Annotated in this window: 20 protein-coding genes, 2 rRNA genes and 2 pseudogenes (1 of these 24 only partly in view); 11 read left to right on the forward strand and 13 right to left on the reverse strand. The window is 56.8% G+C overall.

Annotation, left to right across the window (positions count from 1 at the left end):
* Positions 1-145 precede the first annotated feature (145 nt).
* A complete protein-coding gene (locus MUN84_RS04870) occupies positions 146-301 on the forward strand; it encodes a hypothetical protein (protein ID WP_244696888.1) in 156 nt (51 codons plus the stop codon).
* 208 nt (positions 302-509) lie between these two features.
* Positions 510-737, forward strand: a complete 228-nt coding sequence (locus tag MUN84_RS04875) for a hypothetical protein (RefSeq protein WP_244696889.1) — start codon at positions 510-512, stop codon at positions 735-737.
* A gap of 3 nt (positions 738-740) precedes the next feature.
* On the opposite strand, the gene MUN84_RS23560 is transcribed toward MUN84_RS04875, so the two are convergent.
* Both MUN84_RS23560 and MUN84_RS23565 read right to left on the reverse strand, forming a co-directional pair.
* Entirely contained in the window at positions 741-887 is a 147-nt protein-coding gene (locus MUN84_RS23560; RefSeq protein ID WP_317239115.1) for an HAD hydrolase-like protein, read from the reverse strand.
* 49 nt (positions 888-936) lie between these two features.
* Entirely contained in the window at positions 937-1248 is a 312-nt protein-coding gene (locus MUN84_RS23565) for an HAD-IIIA family hydrolase (protein ID WP_317239116.1), read from the reverse strand.
* A 180-nt stretch (positions 1249-1428) separates the two neighbouring features.
* On the opposite strand from MUN84_RS23565, the gene MUN84_RS04885 reads away from it, so the two are divergent.
* The 7 genes and pseudogenes from MUN84_RS04885 (at position 1429) to MUN84_RS23575 (ending at position 4801) form a co-directional block, all read left to right on the forward strand.
* Positions 1429-1740, forward strand: a complete 312-nt coding sequence (locus tag MUN84_RS04885; protein WP_244696890.1) for an FAD-dependent oxidoreductase — start codon at positions 1429-1431, stop codon at positions 1738-1740.
* A gap of 121 nt (positions 1741-1861) precedes the next feature.
* On the forward strand, positions 1862-2293 hold the full coding sequence (locus MUN84_RS04890; protein WP_244696891.1) for a protoporphyrinogen/coproporphyrinogen oxidase: 432 nt from the start codon (positions 1862-1864) through the stop codon (positions 2291-2293).
* The gene (locus tag MUN84_RS04895) at positions 2290-2532 is read left to right on the forward strand and encodes a hypothetical protein (RefSeq protein ID WP_244696892.1); all 243 of its coding nucleotides are present in this window, start codon (positions 2290-2292) and stop codon (positions 2530-2532) included. The genes MUN84_RS04890 and MUN84_RS04895 overlap by 4 nt, the downstream gene beginning before the upstream one ends.
* Positions 2502-2759, forward strand: a complete 258-nt coding sequence (locus tag MUN84_RS04900) for a hypothetical protein (RefSeq protein WP_244696893.1) — start codon at positions 2502-2504, stop codon at positions 2757-2759. Before MUN84_RS04895 ends, MUN84_RS04900 begins: the two co-directional genes overlap by 31 nt.
* Positions 2760-2985: 226 nt before the next feature.
* A pseudogene (locus MUN84_RS04905) lies at positions 2986-3794 on the forward strand (polyprenol monophosphomannose synthase).
* Positions 3795-3858: 64 nt separating this feature from the next.
* On the forward strand, positions 3859-4359 hold the full coding sequence (locus MUN84_RS23570) for a TerC family protein (RefSeq protein WP_317239117.1): 501 nt from the start codon (positions 3859-3861) through the stop codon (positions 4357-4359).
* Between the two features lie 97 nt (positions 4360-4456).
* A complete protein-coding gene (locus MUN84_RS23575; RefSeq protein WP_317239194.1) occupies positions 4457-4801 on the forward strand; it encodes a TerC family protein in 345 nt (114 codons plus the stop codon).
* Positions 4802-4889: 88 nt separating this feature from the next.
* On the opposite strand, the gene MUN84_RS04915 is transcribed toward MUN84_RS23575, so the two are convergent.
* Complete coding sequence (locus tag MUN84_RS04915) at positions 4890-5690, reverse strand: biosynthetic peptidoglycan transglycosylase (RefSeq protein ID WP_244696894.1); 801 nt, start codon at positions 5688-5690, stop codon at positions 4890-4892.
* Positions 5687-7048 carry a hypothetical protein gene (locus MUN84_RS04920; RefSeq protein WP_244696895.1) on the reverse strand — a complete coding sequence of 454 codons (1362 nt, stop codon included), beginning with the start codon at positions 7046-7048 and terminating at the stop codon, positions 5687-5689. The genes MUN84_RS04915 and MUN84_RS04920 overlap by 4 nt, the downstream gene beginning before the upstream one ends.
* A gap of 165 nt (positions 7049-7213) precedes the next feature.
* Between MUN84_RS04920 and purB the strand changes: the two are divergent.
* Positions 7214-8577: pseudogene (purB, locus tag MUN84_RS04925) on the forward strand (adenylosuccinate lyase).
* A gap of 446 nt (positions 8578-9023) precedes the next feature.
* Positions 9024-10124, forward strand: a complete 1101-nt coding sequence (locus tag MUN84_RS04930) for a glycosyltransferase family 9 protein (protein WP_244696896.1) — start codon at positions 9024-9026, stop codon at positions 10122-10124.
* A 236-nt stretch (positions 10125-10360) separates the two neighbouring features.
* On the opposite strand, the gene MUN84_RS04935 is transcribed toward MUN84_RS04930, so the two are convergent.
* The 9 genes from MUN84_RS04935 to MUN84_RS04975 form a co-directional block, all read right to left on the reverse strand.
* Positions 10361-10591 (reverse strand): glycosyltransferase, encoded by a 231-nt coding sequence (locus tag MUN84_RS04935; protein ID WP_244696897.1) that lies wholly within the window; start codon positions 10589-10591, stop codon positions 10361-10363.
* A complete protein-coding gene (locus MUN84_RS04940; protein ID WP_244696898.1) occupies positions 10582-11181 on the reverse strand; it encodes a glycosyltransferase in 600 nt (199 codons plus the stop codon). Before MUN84_RS04940 ends, MUN84_RS04935 begins: the two co-directional genes overlap by 10 nt.
* Positions 11142-11501 carry a glycosyltransferase gene (locus MUN84_RS04945; RefSeq protein WP_244696899.1) on the reverse strand — a complete coding sequence of 120 codons (360 nt, stop codon included), beginning with the start codon at positions 11499-11501 and terminating at the stop codon, positions 11142-11144. The genes MUN84_RS04940 and MUN84_RS04945 overlap by 40 nt, the downstream gene beginning before the upstream one ends.
* Positions 11502-11562: 61 nt before the next feature.
* Positions 11563-12549, reverse strand: coding sequence for a glycosyltransferase family 2 protein (locus MUN84_RS04950; RefSeq protein ID WP_244696900.1), 987 nt, complete (start codon positions 12547-12549; stop codon positions 11563-11565).
* Positions 12542-13069, reverse strand: a complete 528-nt coding sequence (locus MUN84_RS04955) for a DUF4199 domain-containing protein (protein WP_244696901.1) — start codon at positions 13067-13069, stop codon at positions 12542-12544. Before MUN84_RS04955 ends, MUN84_RS04950 begins: the two co-directional genes overlap by 8 nt.
* A gap of 39 nt (positions 13070-13108) precedes the next feature.
* Positions 13109-13474, reverse strand: a complete 366-nt coding sequence (locus tag MUN84_RS04960) for a DUF4199 domain-containing protein (RefSeq protein ID WP_244696902.1) — start codon at positions 13472-13474, stop codon at positions 13109-13111.
* A gap of 278 nt (positions 13475-13752) precedes the next feature.
* Positions 13753-15729, reverse strand: a complete 1977-nt coding sequence (locus tag MUN84_RS04965; RefSeq protein ID WP_244696903.1) for a BatA domain-containing protein — start codon at positions 15727-15729, stop codon at positions 13753-13755.
* Between the two features lie 308 nt (positions 15730-16037).
* Positions 16038-16149 (reverse strand): 5S ribosomal RNA (rrf, locus tag MUN84_RS04970).
* 95 nt (positions 16150-16244) lie between these two features.
* Positions 16245-18269: ribosomal RNA gene (locus MUN84_RS04975) — 23S ribosomal RNA — on the reverse strand; it runs 881 nt beyond the window's last position.

Raw genomic sequence — 18269 nt, forward strand, 5'->3', positions numbered from 1 at the left:
AGGAGGCTCCCGTTTTTTATCGAGTTCCGAGGGCCGCTGGTCGAAGTCGAGGCACGGTGAGTTGCAAGCCGTTGCCGCTTCGGCTACCTTTACCAGCTGACACGTACATTCGGGCCTGGCCCATTCGCTTATTCTACCTACTCTCATGAAAAAATTGCTACTTCTCGCTTGCGTAGCCGGCCTTGGGCTCAGCTCCTGCAACAAAAAGTCCCAGTGCCCGGCCTACAGCAGCACGAAAGATGCCTCGCGCATTTCTTCTACTATCACGGCCCAGCACGGCCCGACTACGGAGCGTCAGTAAAAGCCTAAGCTGCCGCAGCGTTTGGTAGCAAATCTGTATTGCAAAAGCCTTCTTCCTTCTGGGAGAAGGCTTTTTTTGTACTTATTAGATAAATTATTATTTAGAACGAACTAGACAATTTCACTGTTAGCCAGTCGTTAACTCGTGGAAAGCGCTGCTGTTGAACTGATTGGTTGGGCTTTCGCACCTCATCTTATTGCATTTTCTCATGAAGAAACTATTCCTATTGAGCGTTGTCGCGCTAATGGGTACTGCTTCTTGCCGGACTAAGTGCCCGGCTTACTCAGCTACCAAACCCGACACCCGTGTGGCGGCCCCAGCCATGGCCAGCACGGCTACCCGCCGGAGCGGCAGTAACCTCTCACGGCTTCCACTCTCCTTCCTCTGCCAGCAGGGGCCTCTTTCGCCAAGGAAGGAGGCCCTGCTGGCTTTTTAGGGGCTAACGGCCAGCCAGAATCAGGTTGGTGGCGGCGCGCAGGTTGGCTACGCGGGGTTGGTAGGTAGCCGGCTCGGAGCTGCCAACCAAAATGCCGCGCACGCCTACTTTGTGGCCGGCCTGCATGTCGCGCAGCCGGTCGCCCACCATCCAGCACTGGGCGGGTCGAGCTGAAACCGAGCCAGGGCCTTTTCCAGCATCAGCGAATCAGGCTTACGTAACAACGACTCCGAAACGCTGGGTGGGACGGGGCAAAGTAGCAGGCATCGAGGGCGTGGCCAGTGGCTTGCTGCAGCTTCTGGTAGCAGGCTTCGACCTCGGCGGCGGTATAAAGGCCCTTGGCAATGCCAGCCTGGTTGGTTACCACGATGAGGTAGTAGCCGGCTTGTTTGAGGCGGGCCAGGCTTTCGGGCACGTCCTCCAGCACCACCAGTTTCTCCAGCTCCCAGACGTAGTGCCCGATTTCTTCGTTCAGCACGCCGTCACGGTCCAGGAATACAGCTTTATTCATCAGCAAATGGTAGAAAGAAGTTGGGGCCAGGGTAAGCAGAAACCAAAGGTACGCGGCCGCGCCGGTTGCGGGGCCAGCCGACTGGATGGGCCACCGCCGGCTGCGTACCTTTGTGGCCGCTGGTGGCCCATCCAGTCGGCCGGCCCCCGCACGCGACCCTACTCTTTTCACTACCCCACCATGGCCATTGCAATTCTGGGCGGCGGCATTTCGGGCCTTACCCTGGCCTGGTACCTGCAACGCGCCGGCATCGACTACGATTTGTTTGAGGCCTCGCCCCGCCCCGGCGGCACCATCCGCTCGGAGCAGCACGGCCCCTACCTGCTGGAAACCGGCCCGAACTCCCTACAGCTATCCGAGGAACTGCGGGAGCTCCTGGAAGGGCTGGGGTTAACCCCACAGATTCAGGACGCTGCGGCCGTCAGCCAGAACCGCTACGTGCTACGCCAGGGCCGCTACCAGCAGTTGCCCGCCTCCCCCCGAAGCTGCTGACCAGCTCCTTCTTCAGCCTGAAAGCCCGGTTTAACCTCCTACGCGAGCTGACGCGCCCAGCCGTGCCGGCCGACCCGCAGGAAACGCTGGCCCACTTTTTTCGCCGCCGCTTCGGGCGGAGGTGGTTGACTACGCCCTGAATCCGTTCATTTCGGGCATTTATGCCGGCGACCCGGAGCAATTGCTGTTGCACAAAACATTTCCGCAGCTAGCGGCCCTGGAGCAGCAGCACGGCTCGGTAGTGCGCGGGCTGATGAAAAGCAAAAGCGCGGCGGCGGGTCGGCGCCGCATCTTCACGCTCCGGGAAGGCCTGCAAACCCTACCTGATACCCTGGCCCGGAAGCTGCGCCGCGCCCATTTCGGCCAGGGAGTCACCTCCTTGCATCGCCGCGCCGATGATGGCCGCTGGGAGCTGGAAACCACGGCCGGACCAGCTCCCCGCCTTTATCACCAGGTAGTACTCACCCTGCCTACTTACACCGCCGCGCCGCTACTGCAGGCGCAGTTCCCGGAAGCGGCGGCCGCCTTGGCCCAGGTGTACTACCCCCCATGACGGCCGTGTACACGGCCTACCTACGCACCGAGGTGCAACATCCGCTCGATGGATTTGGGGCCCTGCACCCGAAGGTGGAACAGCCCTACGCCGCCGGCAGCATCTGGACCAGTTCCATTTTCCCGGACCGGGTACCCGCCGGGCAGGTGCTGTTTACCACCTTCGTGGGGGTAGCCAGTACGAGGCCCAGGCCCGCCAGCCGGAAGAAATGCAGAAAGCCGCCGTGCACGAGGAGCTGAGTCGCTTTTACGGCGTAGGCGCCGGCGTACAGCCCCTGTGGCAGCACCGCTACTACTGGGAGCGGGCCATTCCGCAGTTTGATGCTCGCATTGGGCCGGCCCACGCCGCCGCCGATGCCCTGGCCCTGCAGGGCCTGCACGTAACGGCCAACTGGCGGGCCGGCGTGGGCGTACCCGACTGCGTACGGCACGCCCGAGCCCTGGCCGCCACGCTGGCGGGGCGTTAACTACGTTTCCGATGCGAAGCGCGTAGCCGCCTCTCAGGAGCCACTCTGTCTTTTCGCGGGCACTGTAAACTTATGCCTTGGCTTTACTTGTTTATAAGAAGGCGTAACGCGGTAAGCAGGCAACCCACTGCGACCGTTTTCCATCTGTAGCTACTACCCGAAGTTTGCGCGCGGTTGCCGCTTGGCTCTGCTAGGGCACACGAAACAAACTTCTACCTTTACGGCAATGAACGACGGGCTTGTCCTGATACCGACCTACAATGAGCGCGAAAATGCGGAGTTAATTATCCGCAAGGTTTTCTCGTTGCCCCAGCATTTTGATGTGCTCGTCATCGACGACGGCTCGCCGGATGGCACCGCCGAGATTGTGCGTGGGCTGCTGCCGGAGTTTGCTGGTCGGCTGTTTCTGGAGGAGCGCACCGGCAAGCTGGGCCTAGGCACGGCCTACATCCACGGCTTCCGCTGGGCCCTGGCGCGCGGCTACGAGTACGTGTTCGAGATGGACGCCGACTTCTCCCATAACCCCGAAGACCTCATTCGCCTTTACGATGCCTGCGCCCACCAGAACTACGATCTGGCCATTGGCTCGCGCTACATTCAGGGCGTGAACGTGGTTAACTGGCCCATGGATCGGGTACTGATGTCGTACTTTGCCTCGGCCTACGTGCGCCTGATTACGCGCATGCCCATCATGGATGCCACGGCGGGTTTCAAGTGCTACACGGCCCAGGTGCTGCGCACTATCCCGCTGGAGCAGATCAAGTTTGTGGGCTACGCCTTCCAGATTGAGATGAAGTGGCTGGCCTACAAGTATGGCTTCCGCATCAAGGAAGTGCCCATTATTTTCACCGACCGGACTCGGGCGCGTCTAAAATGAGCAAGGGCATTTTCAAGGAAGCCCTCTTTGGCGTGGTGCAAATGAAGATCAGCAGCTGGTTTCGACAGTTTAACCGGGCGGCGGCCCCAGGCGAGTCGGTTACGGCTAGTGCTACCTTAACGGTGCGGTCCGCAACTTCCGCCTCAGAAACCCGGTAAGTACTTCGGGCACAGTTCGGGTGCCTGGCGCGGCATATTGCGGCGGCCCCGTATCTTACCGCCCATGGAAAACACCCCGCTCTTCTGGGTTGGCTTCAATGCCTTCGTACTGGTTCTGTTGCTGCTCGATCTGCTCGTCTTCAACCGCAAGGCCCACGTCGTGCGTATGCGCGAGGCCCTGGGCTGGAGTGCGTTCTGGATTGTGCTGTCTTTGGGCTTTAACTACCTGGTGTACCGCTGGCAGGGCGAAACGGCCGCTCTGGAGTTCCTGACCGGCTACCTGATTGAGAAGTCGTTGAGCGTCGACAACCTGTTTGTCTTCCTGCTGATCTTCACCTACTTCAAAGTCCCGCAGCAGTACCAGCACAAGATTCTGTTCTGGGGCATTATTGGGGCTCTGGTGTTGCGGGCTGCCTTTATTTTGGCTGGGGCAGCCCTGCTGGCCAAGTTTCACTTTCTGCTGTACGTGCTGGGGCCTTCCTGGTGTACACTGGCGTTAAGATGGCAACCAGCGGCGGCGAGCCGGAAATTGACCCCGACAACAACCCCGTGGTCAAGTTTCTGAGCCGGCACTTGCCCATTACCAACCGCCTGCACGAGGGCAAGTTCTTCGTGCGCCAGAACGGGACGCTCTTTGCTACCCCCTGCTGGTCGTGCTGGTGATGGTAGAAACCACCGACGTCGTTTTCGCCGCCGACTCCATTCCGGCCATCCTGGCCATTTCGCGCGACACGTTTATTGTGTACACCAGCAACGTGTTTGCCTTGCTGGGGCTGCGGGCCCTGTACTTTGCGCTGGAGGGCCTCATGCGCCTCTTTCACTACCTGCACTACGGCCTGTCGCTCATCCTGATATTTATCGGCGCGAAGCTGCTGGTAGCCGATCTGGCCCACATTCCGATGGGCGTTTCCCTGGGCGTTGTGGGCCTAATTCTGGGCGGCTCTATTGTTCTTTCCCTGCTGTTTCCCAAGAAGGAACAGCCGCCTATTCCGACGGAAGAGCACTAAACCAAAGCTGCGCTTTTCACGCAAAAAGCCCGCAACTACCATGTAGCTGCGGGCTTTTTGTTTTCTGTCCTATCAACCACCGATAGGCTTACGGCTTGGTAGGCGGGGTAGCAGGTTGCTGGGCGGGGGGCGCGTCCTGGGTCGTATTCACGCCGGCGTCGGGGGCGGTATTGCCGCCCAGCAGATCAATCAGGTTCAGGGGCTCGTACTGCGAGGAATCGGCGGCTACTACGGTGCGTACCGTGTCGCGGGTAGCGCGCACGATAAACTTGCGGGCCGGGCCGTTGATGTTGATGGCGTAGCCCAGGTTCTCGTAGTCGCTCTGGGCAATCAGGCCTTTACGGGCCATCAAGCCGGCAATCAGGCGATAGAAGTAGCGCGCCGAGCCCCGTAGTTCCCCGTACTGGTTAAAGGAGTAGCGGTAGTATTTGGGCTTGGGAATGATGCTGGCCAGGTAGAGGCTTTCGGTGAGCGTGAGGTTATCGGGGCGCTTATCAAAGTAAAACTCCGCCGCCTCGTGGATACCATAGATTTTCGGGCCCCACTCAATGATGTTCAGGTAGACCTCGAACATCCGTTCCTTGGAGGCCAGACGGGTGTTCTCAATAATCCAGACAATCAGGGCCTCTTCGGCCTTGCGTACAATGGTCTTCTTCCGCGTCAGGAACACGTTTTTCACCAGCTGCATGGAAATGGTGCTGCCGCCGCGGGCAAAGCGCCGCTCCTTCAGGTTCTGAATGGCCGACTTCACAAAGGCCTTTTCCATGAAGCCGCGGTGGGTAAGAAAGCGCGGGTCCTCGGCCGTCATAATGGCCGCCTTCAGGTAGTCCGACACCTCATTGTAGGGCGTGAACTCCGGGTTGGAGGGGCCTACCATAAAGGTTTTCACGGAGTCGCCCTTGTCGTTGTAGGCCGTGTAGGGAACTCCTCGTTGAGCTTGTTCAGGTTTTCGCGGCCGAAGCGCGTGATGCGGAACTTGGTGGCCTGCAACCCCGAGTTAAACTTGAGGCTGTCCAGCTTATTCATGTCCAAATCGGCCATTAGGCGGTACTTGAGCGTACCCTCGGCCTGGGTGCCTTCCAGGGTTTCAAACACGCCCTCGGGCAGGGAGGCGAAGAAGTCGTTGGCCTTGGTTTCGGCCGACTCCACGTTCAACTTCAGCTGAATGCCGGCCAGCAGCTGGTTGCGGTTGGTTAGGCCGTTGATGTCCTTGCCAATCACCCGCTCGGGCACCGGCAGGCGGCGCACACTCAGCTCCGGGAACAGCTCCATGCGGTTGAGCAGCACCCGCGTGCCCTTTTCCAGGGCAAAAGAGGCTTGGCCCAGCTTCATCACGAAATCAATGCCGCCGCGCGGGAAACGTACGTCGCTGTCGGAAAGCTTGGGGTGATTGACGATGAAGTTGGCGGCCGAGGCCGTACCGTGCACGGTTAGCTCATCGTCGCCGTTCAGGTCTTTGTCGCTGAGGCTCACGCGCACGGTGTCAAACTGCACCCGGGCGCCGTAGCGGCTCTGCACGTAGGGCAGCACCACGGGCCGGCGCTCCAGGCCAAACACCTGCGCATCCACCTCGTAGTCGCTGGCATCAATGCGGCCCTGCACGCCCACCCGGTTTTCCACCGAGTCGATAACGGCCGTGAGCTGGCCGGTAATGTCGCCGTCCTCAATGGCTAGGCGCGGCATGGTCAGCGTCGCCTCGTGGCGGGGGCTGCGGTAGGTAACCAGGAAATTGCGGAAGTCGGCTTCCTCCGGGATGTTGTCGAAAGTCGCCTCCAGCAGTTGGTTAGCCAGCAGCCCGTAGTTCGTGCCTTTGGTAGTATCGCGCGGTACCTCGGGCTGGTTTTTCTTCTTTTTGTAGAGGAAGGAGTAGTTGTCCTGGCCGGTGCGGGTTTGCCGGGCGCTGAGGCGGGCATTGTCAATTTCCAGGTTGCTGAACACTGGGCGGCCCGCAAACAGGCTACGCACGCTCAGAGAAGCGCGCACTACCTGGGCCCGCAGCAGCGTATCGGGGGTAGCGGTGGGCACTAGGCTCACGCCGTTGAGTTGCACCGTGTTCAGGTCGGTGAAGCGGGCCGGGCCCAGGGTTAGCACCACGGGGTACTTGCGCTCCACTTTGGCTTTCACCTGCTGCAGGGCATAGTCCAGCAATTGCTGACGCTTAAACAGGAAAATACTGAGGCCCAGGAGCAAAAGCGCCGCCAGGATGCCGAGGCCAATGCCGATTTTTTTCTTGGTAGCTGGAGTCACGCGAACAGGTCGGGAGAAAGGAAGTCGCGGCCGGGCCTGCCAGATTCGTGCCGAACCCACCGCCGCTCGGACGACAAAGGTAGCGAAAAAGGCCCGCGCCCCGATTGGCTTGCGCCGGGGCTTCCCCTACCTTTGGCCTGTCCTGGCCAATTTTTCCTTCTACGCATGTCCGCACCTGTCGACTACGCCCTGCTTACGCCGCTCACCGCCGTTTCGCCGCTTGATGGGCGCTACCGCAGCCAAGTGGCCCTGCTCGCTCCCTATTTTTCGGAGCTGGCCCTGATTCGCTACCGCGTGCTAGTGGAAGTGGAATACTTCATTGCCCTCTGCGAGCTACCCCTACCCCAGCTGCAGGATATAGACACTGCCACCCTCGAAGGCCTGCGCAGCATCTACACGGGCTTCTCAACAGAGGATGCTGAGGCCGTGAAGGCCCACGAGAAAATCACGAACCACGACGTAAAAGCCGTGGAATACTTTCTGCGCGACCAGTTCACGGCCCGGGGCCTGGGCCAGTACCTGGAGTTTATTCACTTCGGCCTAACCTCGCAGGATATCAACAACACCGCCATTCCGCTCAGCCTGCAGCACGCCCTAATTCATACTCTGCTGCCGGCCTACGCGAAAGTGCGCAACCAGCTGGCTACCCGCGCCACTGAGTGGGCAACCGTGCCCATGCTGGCTCGTACCCACGGCCAGCCCGCCTCTCCTACCCGCTTGGGCAAGGAAGTTCAGGTGTTTGTGGCCCGCCTCGATGCTCAGGTGGAACTGCTCGGGCAGGTGCCTTTCGGGGCCAAGTTTGGCGGCGCTACTGGCAACTTCAACGCCCACCACGTAGCCTACCCCGACACCAACTGGCACAACTTTGCCCGCCAGTTTGTGGAAGGCCGGCTGGGCCTGAAGCGTAGCTACCCCACCACCCAGATTGAGCACTACGACCATCTGGCGGCCCTCTGCGACGCCCTCAAGCGCCTCAATAACATTCTGATTGACCTAGCCCGCGACGTGTGGCAGTACATTTCCCTGGGCTACTTCCGCCAGACCATCAAGGAGGGCGAAGTAGGGTCTTCGGCTATGCCGCATAAGGTCAATCCTATTGACTTTGAAAACGCGGAAGGCAACCTGGGGCTAGCCAACGCCGTGCTGGAGCACTTAGCCGCCAAGCTGCCCATCTCCCGCCTCCAGCGCGACCTGACCGACTCCACCGTGTTGCGCAACCTGGGCGTCCCGCTAGGCCACACCCTCATTGCCCTGACGGCCCTGCAGCGCGGCCTGAACAAGCTGGCCCTCGATGAAGAAGCTCTGCGCCGCGACCTGGACGCCAACTGGCCGGTAGTAGCCGAAGCCCTGCAAACCATTCTGCGCCGCGAAAACTACCCCGACCCTACAACGCCCTCAAAGCCCTAACCCGCACCCACGGCGCCATCACGGAGGAAACCATCAGCGCCTTCATTGACACACTCGATGTCAGCGACAAAGTGAAGGGCGAACTGCGTGCCATTACGCCCGCTAACTATGTAGGAATATAGGCTGCGCTAACAAAGTGCTTCCACGCTCCCTCCGGCAGAACAGTTATTGGTTTCCTGCTTACATTTTCAAAGCAGTATAATCGTACTCACCTGAGGCCTGCCTTATAGCAGTCAGCGGAGCCAGAATTATCTCTAATTTAAGCGAAGGAGCCACTCAACTACATTTTTGTAACATATGAAATAGCCTTCTAAATACTGCTACTGATTTGTGGCAGTATTTAGAAAGCTATTTCATATGTTACAAGACTTAATTCATAAGTAGTTTCTATAACAGTAAGGTAGGTTAAACGGAGGACTGTGGCATGCATGGTGAAGTGAGGTAAGTTAAGTGCTTAGAAGGAGTAACCCTGGAGTTTTCCTACCCTACGCTAGGTTGGTCAAGATGGGAATCTGCTTTATTGGGGTAGCCCTGCTATTTTTACCGGCTCATATCCCGCTCCTGTACCGTGCCCCAGCTTTCCAACGGCGTATCCGTTCATCCTGACTGCCGCCATTTCCGCGGTGATATTCCCTGCCGCCCCAACAAAGAGCACGGCTACCAGTGCGCCGATTGCCCGGTTTACGCGCCCATTGAGCAGCGCATTCTAATTATCAAGCTCGGAGCCATTGGCGACGTGATTCGGACTACCCCGTTACTGCGGCGGCTGCGGCAGGAGTACCCGGCCAGCAAGATTACCTGGCTGACCCTGACGCCCGCCATTTTACCCCAAGGCGTCATTGATGAGGTTCTGAAGCTGGAATTGCCCGCCGTGCTACACCTGCAGCAGCGGGAATTCGACATTCTATTCAACCTGGACAAGGACAAGGAAGCCTGCGCCCTGCATGACTCCATTCGGGCTACTCGAAAGTTTGGTTATACCCTGCACCCCCAGTACGGGGTAGCTTGGCCCGGCAATGCTTTGGCTGACCATAAGTACCTCACTGGCGTCTTCGACGAGTTGAGCTTGCAGAATCAGAAGCCTTACGTGCAGGAAATTTTTGAGCTTAGTGGGTTCGATTTTCGGGGCGAGGAGTACGTCTTTGACACCCACGAAGACAAGGGCTATAACTGGAGCGCCCTGCCCACGGGCCGCCCACGCATCGGCCTGAATACCGGCTGCGGCGACCGGTGGACAACCCGCCTGTGGTCAGATGAGAAGTGGGAAACCCTGATTAGCCAGCTGCAGGCAGCCGGCTACGCGCCAGTGTTGCTGGGCGGCGAGGCAGAGGCGGAGCGTAACCAACGCCTGCAAGCCGCTACCGACGCGGCTTACCTAGGCACCTTTCCGCTGCCGCAGTTTATCAACCTCATGCACCAAATGGACGGCATCGTAACGCAGGTAACCATGGCTATGCACATCAGCATTGCCCTGCGTAAGCCCACCATTCTGATGAATAACATCTTCAACCCCTACGAATTTGACCTCTACGGCCGGGGCCAACTCGTGCAGCCCGACCGCCAGTGCGTGTGCTTTTACCGCGGTTCCTGCAAGCTCGGCACCAGTTGCATGGAGGATTTGCCGGCGCAGAAGGTGTTTGAGGCCGTGCGAGCCAGCGTGGCCGTGTAACAAGATCTACTTGTTCAAAAGAATTCTTTTGGCAGCTTGCAAAGCTTCAAGTAGTGTGTTTAGCTCTACTCCAGCGCCGTTTTTGCTTTCTTGCAAAAACTCTACTCTGATATCATCTGGCCCATTATCCTGATTTAGCAGTGCAACGTCTCGCCCTCCAATAACGACGTAGGCGACCAGCTCTTCGTAATCGACAGGGCTTCCTATGATAACGCGATACGGTGTAGCTGCGCCCATTATACAGCTGGTTCGTTAACCTGCGCCACTTCCTTCAGAGCCTTTACCATTATCTCCCACGAGAATTCCTTTTTCTTGGCCCACACGCCGGCCGTAAACTCCTGTTCCCGCTCCTGCTCGTAGAAATCGACTAGGGCATCGGCAATGGCTTTGGGGGTAGGCGGCACCACGTAGCCTACCTCGCCGTTCGGAATCAGCTCAGCCAGCCCGCCTACGTCTGTTACCAGCATGGGCGGCTGAAATGGTAGGCAATTTGGGAGACGCCGCTTTGGGTAGCGTTTTTGTAGGGCTGCACCACCATATCAGCGGCGCAGAAGTAGTCTACCACCTTTTCGTTCGGAATGAAATCGGTGGCTCGGACCAGGCGATTTTCCAGCTGGTGCTGGCGTATTAGTTCTTCGTAAGGCGCCGCATCTTCGTAATACTCGCCAGCAATAATAAGCTTCACGGGCAGCTTGGCGAGGCGCTCATCCGCGAAGGCCTGCAGGAGAATGTCCAAGCCTTTGTACGCTCGAATGAAGCCGAAGAATAACAAATACCCCACCTGCGGATCGAGGCCGAGAGCACGCAAAGCCTCCGTTTTGGGCTTAAGTGGCCCGAAGTTGTCGTAGAGCGGATGGGGCCGGTACAGGGCGGGCTGCTTGAAGTGCAGGCGGCGCAAATCGGCCAGCACGGCCCGGCTCATGGTCACGAAGCCCTGACAGGCGGCCAGGAAGTAGCGCGTGAGTGGACGGTCGCCGGGACGCTTTTCGTGCGGAATTACGTTGTCGGTGATGGCGACTACCCGGGTATGGCGGTTGCGGCGCACCAGGCGAGCCACTGTACCAAGGGCTGGCCCATGAAGGGTAGCCAAAACCGAAATATGACCACATCGGGCCGCTCCTGCCGTAGTCGGTTGCCTACCCGGTACCAGCTCAGCGGATTCACCGAGTTTAGGCTGACCTCAATGTCCAGGTCCTTGGGGCCGGCCTCCGTGCTGAACTGCGTCTGGCCCGGAAACAGAAAGTCAGGGTACTGGAGTGAAAAAGTTACCAGGCGCACCTCGTCGCCGGCCTCCCGGAAAGCCCGCGCCAGCCGCTCGTTGTAGGTTGCCAGTCCGCCCCGTAGCGGGTAGGCCGGGCCAATAATGACGACTTTCATACACGTAAGCTACTACAAAACCGCCCTGCCGTACGGGGCAGGGCGGCTTCGATGTGGGTTGTTACTTCAAATTCAGTCGTTCCCGCACTAGGTAGTCGTTGCGGTGGGCGCCGTTCAGTTGAACCATTTCTGCTAGAAAACCCGCCAGGAACAGCTGTATTCCAATGATAACGGCGACCAGCGCCAGGAAAAACAGAGGCTGTGCCGTAACGTCGCGGGCGTGTAGGTTGTGCTGGGCTAGCCACACTTTCTCCCCTACCAGCCACAGGGTAATTAGCATGCCCACTAAAAACGACAAGGAGCCTAGCGTACCGAAAAAGTGCATCGGCCGCCGCCGAAACCGGCTCACGAAAGTGATGCTCATTAGATCGAGGAAGCCGTACACGAACCGCTCTAAGCCGAATTTTGTGACGCCGTACTTGCGTTCCTGGTGCTGCACTACCTTCTCCCCAATCTTGCGGAAGCCGGCCCACTTGGCAATTACCGGGATGTAACGGTGCATTTCGCCATACACTTCCACACTCTTCACCACGCGGCTGTCGTAGGCCTTCAATCCGCAGTTAAAGTCGTGCAGATTGATGCCGGAAATCCAGCGCGTGACGCCGTTGAAGAGCTTGGTAGGAATGGTTTTGCTGAGCGGGTCGTAGCGCTTCTTTTTCCAGCCGCTTACCAAGTCCAGGCCTTCCTCCGTAATCATGCGGTAGAGGCCCGGCAGTTCCTCCGGTGAGTCTTGCAGGTCGGCATCCATGGTGCAAACCACCCGGCCGGTAGTTTCCTTGAACCCCACGTTCAGGGCCGCCGACTTACCGTAGTTGCGGTTGAAGCGAATGCCGCGCAGGTGCACGTCATCGGCCGCTAACTCCTCAATTACTTCCCAGGAAGTATCCGTCGAGCCATCATCAATCAGAATGACTTCATACGTGAGCCCATGCTGGGTAAGCACCCGATGAATCCAGCGCGTGAGTTCCGGCAAAGACTCGGCTTCGTTGAGCAAGGGAATGACAATGGACAGCTCAACGGGGAAATGCTGCGAAAGACGCTTACTCAAACTCAGGACGGGAATGTTTGGTGAAGGCTGAGATAATCAGGGATACTATAAAACCCATTAGCACGCTCACAAGCAAGCCAAAAAGGATGGTGATGGGCCCACTGCTGAATTTTTGAGCCATTGCTATTGCTTGGTCAATCTGAGCATCGTCCAAACCTTTTTCTTCCATCCGGGAGCGGGTTAACTCCATTACCCGGTTCATGTACTCCGGATCAATAAAGTTAACGTAGAGGTAGCTGAACAAGCTGCTTACAGCACCGGCTACGGCTGAGAGAATGGTGCCGATACGCAAACCTTGCCCGTATGACATGAAACCATGGTTTAGCTGCTTAAAGCTTTTGTGAGCTAGCACAATTCCGGCAACACCTACCAAAGCGCCTAGCCAGCGGAACGGAGTTTCCGGATCCTCAATAAAAGCCAGCTGCACGAAAGACAGGATGGCAATGATTACTCCTGTAATCAAACCGTAGCGAATGCCAACCGAGGCTGGAGTGACGGCGGGGGTAGCGGTGTTTTCCATAGCAGAGGATGTTTGGTTGTTATGAGGGCGGAAGGTAGATTATTTCCGCAAAAACACCCCACCCGGAATACTAAGCAACACCCCAAATATCATCTTCTTAAATAATTCATCCTGGGCAAAAGCGGCCGGTGTATGTGCTAGGTCGCGTAGGGCTGCCTCATACTGCTGCCGTCCATTGGGCTGCTTTAGGTAAAAAGCCTGGGCGTTCGTTAGTAGTTGACGGGCCTCTGCCAAATGCTGTTCAATAGGCGCAGGCCCCGTTAGCTGCGAGAAAGTGTACAATCCTACTGCCGCTACACTGGCCCCAACTAAGGTAGTGAGTAGCCCGACGCCAATAGACTTGCCCAGGCCCGGACCATTAGCGTAATAGCGGCGCAACAGAATTTGACTTATAACGGCCGCCACCGGGGAAAAAAGTCAGAGAGCGTCCGTTTGGGACCGTACGCATTGTTGTCGGTCAGGTGCAGGAATAGCACCCAGGCAATGCAGAGCGCTCCTGTTAGAAAGCCATTCAATATGGCAGTGCGCAGAACCGGGTGTGAGGAGGGAGAAGTTGATGCCAATGCCAAGGAATAATAGGAGTGGCAAGATACAACGTCAGCAGGCAAACTAAGCAGCTACAGCTGCTGCCGGAGCAGGACGGCGGTTCCACCGCAACAGCACACCTTCTAGCAGTAAGCAAGCTAGCGCCCCCCATAAGCAGTAGCGCCACAAGGGAACCCTACGCGCGTGGCTCGGTAGTGCGCCGCCACAGTTTGCGCCTGCCCCGGCTCATATACCTGAATATTTGGCCGATTGGGCCCTACCAGTTGCCGTAGTTCAGCAGTAGAATAACTGCGCAGGTCTGACTCTCGCTTATCGAAGTTAAAAGCAAGGGTAGCAACTGTTTTGCCGGCTCGTTGTAAGGTATAAAAACCAGGCTCCTGCAATCCGGGCGGCACATCTAGGTGCAATACGCCCCCTTGCTGACGCTGAACAGGAATATAGGTAAGGCTGTCCTTTACTAAACGGTATACCACATTGTCTGCGAGGCTGGCCTGTTCCAGCTTCGGCAAACGGAGCGCTATTGTCTGCTGATTGAGCCGGTAGGCGGGCAACTGCTCCTGCTGATAGCTTTCCATGGCCAAGCGGTACATGACGGGCACAAACAGGGGATGTTGGGCGAAGTCTGAGTAAAGACTATTCAAAGGGGCAGCAAACACATATACCATCCCCTTGCCGCTGGGAAAACCAGCTAGATACTCTTGGCCATCTCGCATGCGTAATACATCGGTACTGGAACGAGACCAGCGCAGTATGGGTGCTGCCTTAGGCATGCCGGCCCGCTGGTTGGCATTCGTGAAAACGTCCCGAAAAAACGGGTTTTGCGCACTGGGCATTGCAACCTCCTGTAGCACAGGTCCGCTGCTCGATTGTGGTTGCCATTGGACTGAGCCAACACCTAATTCCCGAAACAGCCGAGTATACGATTCCTGGCTACTACCAATAGCAGAGGGTATAACAACCACGCTTGCTCCTTGCTGGACGGCCCGCCGTAGATTTTCGCGTAGCCCAACTGAAATAGCAGGAGCCTCCCGTAGCACCAGCAAATTTGCATTGAGTATGCTTTGATAATCTGACGGCAGCGTTCCAACGTGGCGATATGAGAACAAAGGTTCGTTCGCGTAGAGCCGCGCCAACTGCTGCTCAGTGGCCAGTTCAACCACTGAAATTTGGGTAGCAGGCTGCAGAGTAAAGCAGTAAGTATTATCGAAGTCAACCGGAAAGTCTTCTATCTCCACTCGGCATGCCTGTGCTGCGGCATCAGACAACCGCACCCGGACCTGAGTTGTCACCGTTTGCTGCGCTGGTACACTGACTTGCAGCGCAGCGGCCTGCTGACGACCAACAAATACTTTAACCTGACAATTGGTGGCCGGCTGTTCCCCTCCGTTTCGCAAGCGAATACGAAGACGCAAGTCTACACCCTGCCGGACGAAAGCATCATCAAGCCATACACTATCAACAAAGGCATTAGGACCATCTTGCGCAGCTAGCGGCACCAGGAATATCTGCCGGGTAGTATCAAGCTCACGGATGGATTGAGTAGAAAAGCTTTTTTTCTGGAAATCAGAAAAGACAAACAAAGGATCAACTGCTTGTTGCTGCTGATTTTGCAGCAGCCATTGCCCTAAGTCAGTGTTCTGACCTGTTGCCTGAATCTGCTCAACTGCAACCTGGTACTCTGGAGCTCCCAAAGCTGATTTTCCTGCAGGCAACAACGAGTAACGTGCGGTAGCGGGAAAAGCTAAAGGCAACGCAGAAGCTTCTTGAATACCATGCTCCAGCACTGACTGCTCATTACGCCCCAGCCGACGCATACTAGGCGAGTTGTCCAGTATCACCCCTACCATCCCATTAGCTGACTTCGACTCTACCGGGGCAGGAATAAAGGGCTGCGCAAACAACAGTACTAGAAAGCTCAATAGACCTATGCGCGCAGCTAACACTGCTAAGTGCCTCAATTTTCGCTGACGCGCAGTAACTAGCTTTACCTCACGAATAAACTCTACGTTAGAAAAAAGCAGCTTTTGTGGGCGCCTTAGTTCAAACAAGTGAATTGCAATTGGAATAGCAATAGAAGCCAACCCAATTAAAAACCACGGATAGGTAAAAACCATACGATAAGAAGTGAATCCTTGAAGATAAACACAAAGACTCTCTTAATGATGCACCTAATATCTATTAACAAGTTACCCACTATCAAACCACCAGGTTCAATCCACTATGTATCATCTGGTTGTAGATAAATACTAATGTTGTTGTACTACTGAACGACTCAAGGCAAGTACCCCCGCCCTCTTCCTGCCTACCGGGCGAGGCGGGCATAGGGGAGGCAGGGAGGGGGCAGAGGGGGTAGGGATAGGGGGATAACGCACGTCGGCCCCCGCAGCACGAAGTCGCGGGGGCCGAGGCACATAAATGATAAGGTTGGCGGCGACCGACTCTCCCGCCGGTGAAGGCAGTACCATAGGCGCTCCGGGGCTTAACGACTCTGTTCGGAATGGGAAGAGGTGAACACCCGGGCTAAAGCCACCATTATCAAGCCAGCATCCTGTCCACCGAAGCGGACAAGGGCTGTCGTATTTTAACATAGAGGCAGAGTAGGAAAAAGAAAGAGGTGAGCTACGTATGCTACAGAAGTGTTCGAGTCCTTAGTACCCCTCGGCTGTGCGATTTCGCGCTCTACACCTAGGGCCTATCAACGTTGTGGTCTCCAACGACTCTTATATATCGGATATCTCATCTTCAGGTGAGTTTCGCACTTAGATGCTTTCAGCGCTTATCTCATCCCAGCGTCGCTACCCGGCGCTGCAACTGGCGTCACAACCGGTGCACGAGCGGCTGGTCCAACTCGGTCCTCTCGTACTAAAGTCAGGTCCTGTCAAATATCCTACGCCCACCACAGATAGGGACCGAACTGTCTCACGACGTTCTGAACCCAGCTCGCGTGCCACTTTAATCGGCGAACAGCCGAACCCTTGGGACCTTCTCCAGCCCCAGGACGTGACGAGCCGACATCGAGGTGCCAAACCTCCCCGTCGATATGAGCTCTTGGGGGAGATCAGCCTGTTATCCCCGGCGTACCTTTTATCCTTTGAGCGATGGCCCTTCCATGCGGAACCACCGGATCACTATATCCGTCTTTCGACCCTGCTCGGCTTGTAGGCCTCACAGTCAAGCCCGCTTCTGCTATTGCGCTCTGCGTACGGTTACCAAGCGTACTGAGCGGACCTTTGAAAGCCTCCGATACATTTTTGGAGGCGACCACCCCAGTCAAACTACCCAGCAGACACTGTTTCCGTTTCCAGATTAGGTGCCAAACAACACAAGGGTGGTATTTCAACGTTGGCTCCCCCAGACCTGGCGGCCCGGGTTCACAGCCTCCCACCTATCCTACACATGTGTTGTCCAGCATCAATGTCAACCTATAGTAAAGGTGCACGGGGTCTTTCCGTCCCGTGGCGGGTACTCGGCATCTTCACCGAGACTACAATTTCACCGAGCTCATGGCTGAGACAGCGCCCAGATCGTTACACCATTCGTGCAGGTCGGAACTTACCCGACAAGGAATTTCGCTACCTTAGGACCGTTATAGTTACGGCCGCCGTTTACCGGGGCTTCGATTCAAACCTTCGCTTGCGCTAAGTTCCCCTCTTAACCTTCCGGCACCGGGCAGGTGTCAGGCCTTATACTTCCGCTTACGCGTTCGCAAAGCCATGTGTTTTTGTTAAACAGTCGCCTGGGCCTTTTCACTGCGGCTTCTTGCATTGCTGCAAGGAAGCGTCCCTTCTCCCGAAGTTACAGGACCATTTTGCCGAGTTCCTTGGCCATGATTCACTCGAGCGCCTCAGGATTCTCTCCTTGACTACCTGTGTCGGTTTGCGGTACGGGCTAGCAAGCAGTAAACGCTTAGCAGGTTTTCTTGGCAGTCTGATTAGGTACACTATCCCGTTGGCCGAAGCCTCCAGGTACTATCAGGTTTCAGCAACCTCCGCGTACTTGACTACGGTGGTTATACCTACACCCTTTAACGAGCACTTCCGTCCGCTCGCGGTACTTTCACTTCTGCGTCACTGCATCACTCCACTTACTAGGTGCGGGAATATCAACCCGCTGTCCATCGACGTAGCCTCTCGGCCTAGCCTTAGGTCCCGACTAACCCTGCTCCGATTAGCGTTGAGCAGGAAACCTTAGTCTATCGGCGAGGGGGTTTCTCACCCCCTTTATCGTTACTCATGCCTACATTTGCTTTTCTGGCCGCTCCAGCAACTCTGACAAGTCACCTTCACCGCTGACCAGAATGCTCCCCTACCACTTAGCTATAAGCTAAATCCATCGCTTCGGTACCGGACTTGATGCCCGCGTATTATCGATGCCCTCTCGCTCGACCAGTGAGCTGTTACGCACTCTTTAAAGGAATGGCTGCTTCCAAGCCAACCTCCTGGCTGTCAAAGCAAGTGGACCTCCTTTGTTCAACTTAGTCCGAATTTAGGGACCTTAGCGGATGGTCTGGGTTCTTTCCCTCTCGGCATGGGACCTTAGCACCCCACGCCTCACTGCCGAGTATATCAACGGGCATTCGGAGTTCGTCAGGATTCGGTAGGCTGTGACACCCCCTAGTCCTATCGGTAGCTCTACCTCCCGCTGACTCCACCTC

Source organism: Hymenobacter sp. 5516J-16, assembly GCF_022919335.1.
Lineage (GTDB): Bacteria > Bacteroidota > Bacteroidia > Cytophagales > Hymenobacteraceae > Hymenobacter > Hymenobacter sublimis.

What these genes read in the sequence shown, in the direction of transcription:
- MUN84_RS23560 (WP_317239115.1), bottom strand. Translation starts at nt 887, where the DNA reads ATGGTGGGCGACCGGCTGCGCGACATGCAGGCCGGCCACAAAGTAGGC.
- MUN84_RS04875 (WP_244696889.1), top strand. Translation starts at nt 510, where the DNA reads ATGAAGAAACTATTCCTATTGAGCGTTGTCGCGCTAATGGGTACTGCT.
- MUN84_RS23565 (WP_317239116.1), bottom strand. Translation starts at nt 1,248, where the DNA reads ATGAATAAAGCTGTATTCCTGGACCGTGACGGCGTGCTGAACGAAGAA.
- MUN84_RS04895 (WP_244696892.1), top strand. Translation starts at nt 2,290, where the DNA reads ATGACGGCCGTGTACACGGCCTACCTACGCACCGAGGTGCAACATCCG.
- MUN84_RS23570 (WP_317239117.1), top strand. Translation starts at nt 3,859, where the DNA reads ATGGAAAACACCCCGCTCTTCTGGGTTGGCTTCAATGCCTTCGTACTG.
- MUN84_RS04870 (WP_244696888.1), top strand. Translation starts at nt 146, where the DNA reads ATGAAAAAATTGCTACTTCTCGCTTGCGTAGCCGGCCTTGGGCTCAGC.
- MUN84_RS04935 (WP_244696897.1), bottom strand. Translation starts at nt 10,591, where the DNA reads ATGCTGGTAACAGACGTAGGCGGGCTGGCTGAGCTGATTCCGAACGGC.
- MUN84_RS04885 (WP_244696890.1), top strand. Translation starts at nt 1,429, where the DNA reads ATGGCCATTGCAATTCTGGGCGGCGGCATTTCGGGCCTTACCCTGGCC.
- MUN84_RS04955 (WP_244696901.1), bottom strand. Translation starts at nt 13,069, where the DNA reads ATGGAAAACACCGCTACCCCCGCCGTCACTCCAGCCTCGGTTGGCATT.
- MUN84_RS04945 (WP_244696899.1), bottom strand. Translation starts at nt 11,501, where the DNA reads ATGAAAGTCGTCATTATTGGCCCGGCCTACCCGCTACGGGGCGGACTG.
- MUN84_RS04900 (WP_244696893.1), top strand. Translation starts at nt 2,502, where the DNA reads ATGCAGAAAGCCGCCGTGCACGAGGAGCTGAGTCGCTTTTACGGCGTA.
- MUN84_RS04965 (WP_244696903.1), bottom strand. Translation starts at nt 15,729, where the DNA reads ATGGTTTTTACCTATCCGTGGTTTTTAATTGGGTTGGCTTCTATTGCT.
- MUN84_RS23575 (WP_317239194.1), top strand. Translation starts at nt 4,457, where the DNA reads ATGGTAGAAACCACCGACGTCGTTTTCGCCGCCGACTCCATTCCGGCC.